The sequence below is a fragment of the Neisseria sp. P0009.S007 genome (genome assembly GCF_051962515.1).
This window is the reverse complement of the sequence record NZ_JBQCVF010000665.1, coordinates 1-899: the sequence shown is the minus strand read 5'-3', so window position 1 is coordinate 899 and position 899 is coordinate 1. Positions and strand designations below refer to the sequence as shown.

At 48.5% G+C, this 899-nt stretch carries 1 protein-coding gene; it reads left to right on the top strand.

The window, feature by feature from the left end; all coding sequences use genetic code 11:
- A partial coding sequence (locus ACTHS3_RS15540; protein ID WP_440368445.1) for a DUF3616 domain-containing protein occupies positions 1–899 on the top strand: 899 nt, incomplete at both ends.

Sequence of the window (899 nt, the reverse complement as noted above, 5' to 3'; positions counted from 1 at the left end):
GATCAATATTGGGAAATGATGCAGGAGATTATGGGCGACCGTAAACAAATCTATGAAAAGATGAGCGACCATCTTTACTGGCTTGGTTTGTTGGCGGATAAGCAGTTTAAATACATTAACTTATCTTACGCGGTATTCCGCTGGGGTTTGCTGGCTTCGTTGGCGGCATTTATCGGCGTGAAAACACTGCCGTCATTGCTGATGCCTCCGGCCAACAACGCGGCAGAGCTACGTTCGCTGGGTATCAATATGTTTAACGGCGTATTTGAGCCTTCTGCCGTACAACAGCTTCCGGATGGTAAGTTGCTGATCGCGGAAGACGAACCCAACCATGCGTTCAGTATCATCAGCATTGATAAAACCGGCAGGTTTGTGGAAGACGAGGCATTGGATACGCGCGTGATTACCGGTTTCAAACGTCGTCTCAGCGACTTGGAAGCCTTGGCTCGCGACGATGAAGGCTTTATCTACGCGCTGACTTCACACTCGCGCACCCGTAAAGGCAACCGCTCACCTGACCGCGAACACCTGATGCGCTTTAAAATTCAAGACGGCAATGTGTTGGGGCTGACCAGCTACGACAATCTGACGCAAGTTTTGGAAACCGATCATAAGCTGCATGATTTGATTCGCGAGCGAACCAAGGCAGAAGTTTCTTTTGAAGAAATCAATATTGAGGGCATGGCGTTTGATCCGGTGAAAAAACGTCTCGTTTTGGGATTCCGTGATCCTGAGTTCAACAACATGGCGTTGGTCGCGTTTATCAGCAATCCGAAAGATGTATTTGAGCGCAATGCCAAGCCTGAGTTTGATGAAGTGGCCGTGATTGATATTGATGGCGGCGGTATCCGTTCCCTCAACTATGATCCTGTGTTGAAAACCTACGTGATTGCCAATGA